Genomic DNA, 1,545 nt, shown 5'->3' with positions numbered 1-1,545 from the left:
TCCATGACGATACTCCTATGAACGGTAACGTCAGCAGTTACGATACGCCTGCCGGAGCAGTCCATACCATTAACTGGCGGACGAAATATGGAGGACTGTCGCCCTCGGAGCTGCGCCGGCTGAAGCAACTTGAGGAAGAGAACGCGAAGCTCAAGCGGCTCGTGGCTGTCTGTCGCTGGAAAAGGCCATGCTGCAGGACGTGCTGTCAAATGGGCTTTGAAGCCTTCTCGGCGCCGAGATCTGGTCACGGACTTGATGCAGCGTTTCGGGGCGAGCCAACGGCAGACCTGCGCGTTGTTGCAGCTTTCTCGCACGGTCTACCATCACGACTCGGTCGCGCGGGATCACAGCGCACTGGAAATGCGCATCAAGGAGATCATGGAAGTGCGGTGGCATTACGGTGCGCCCCGCGTGTACGTGATGCTTCGCAGGGAAGGCTGGAGAGACAATCATCAGAGAGTAGAACGCGTGTATCGGGAACTGGGCCTTTCGTTGTGCCGCAAGCGAGCCCGTCGAAGCAAGTCTTACCGGCGCCGGCAACCGACGCAGTCAGTGAGCGCGATCAAAGAAAGCTGGAGTAAGAACCTCGTCGCTGATGCGCTGTTTGATGGTCGACGCTTGCGCACCCTCACGATCGTGGTCAACTATCCGCGGGAATGCTTGGCGATTGAAGTCGGCGGCTCGTTGGGTGGCGAGCACGCGGTTGCCGCGCTGACCAGGCTTGCGCAGCATCGCCCGCGTCCACGCTATATCAAGGCAGACAATGGCAGCGAGTTCATTTCGAAGGTGCTCGACAAATGGGCGTACGAGAACGGCGTGGAGATTGATTTCTCGCGTCCTGGCAAGCCGACCGAATACGCGAAGAATGAATCCTTCAACGGACGCTTTCGGGAGGAATGCCTCACCGCGCATTGGCTCTCGTCGCTTGAAGAAGCCAGACGCAAAATCGAGGTCTGTCGCGAGCACTATAACGAGGCGCGCCCTCACTCTGCGCTGCAGTGGATGACACCGGCGGAATTCGCCCGCCAGCGCACCGATCGGGCCTGGGCGGCCCACCCCGAAGTACCGGAATTTTCGAGCTAAGACCGGGATGGAAATTGGGCCAGCCTCATTGAGCAACAACCGGAGAGGTTCGATTGCCTGCACTCGCGCTTTTCGCTGCTCAAATGCAAAAACCCCCGCCTTGTCGGGCGGGGGTTCTTGGCTTAGGGAGCCTGACGATTACCTACTTTCACACGGGAATCCGCACTATCATCGGCGTAGAGTCGTTTCACGGTCCTGTTCGGGATGGGAAGGGGTGGGACCGACTCGCTATGGTCATCAGGCAAAGAGGGTTGTTCTGCTGGCGTGGCCAACAGAACCAATCTGGGAAGAAGCAGTAATTTTGAGTTGTGTGTATCACACACGAGAATCCAACTTGTCGCTCTGGATCGCGGCCGGTGCTGTCGCACGGCGCAGATCTACAAGGCAGACTTGTTATAGGATCAAGCCTTACGGGCAATTAGTATCAGTTAGCTGAACGCATTACTGCGCTTACACACCTGA

At 57.7% G+C, this 1,545-nt stretch carries 1 rRNA gene and 1 pseudogene; one reads left to right on the top strand and one right to left on the bottom strand.

The window, feature by feature from the left end:
- Positions 1 to 71: 71 nt before the first annotated feature.
- Positions 72 to 1,083, top strand: a pseudogene (locus DIE11_RS35910) (IS3 family transposase); the annotation flags it as partial.
- A 129-nt stretch (positions 1,084 to 1,212) separates the two neighbouring features.
- Here DIE11_RS35910 and rrf read toward each other — a convergent pair.
- Positions 1,213 to 1,325 (bottom strand): 5S ribosomal RNA (gene rrf / locus DIE11_RS35905).
- Positions 1,326 to 1,545: the final 220 nt, after the last annotated feature.

Origin of the sequence: Burkholderia sp. Bp9012, assembly GCF_003853825.1 — a bacterium.
Lineage (GTDB): Bacteria > Pseudomonadota > Gammaproteobacteria > Burkholderiales > Burkholderiaceae > Burkholderia > Burkholderia diffusa.
The sequence above is the reverse complement of the archived record's forward strand: the minus strand, read 5'-3'. Positions and strand labels throughout refer to the sequence as shown.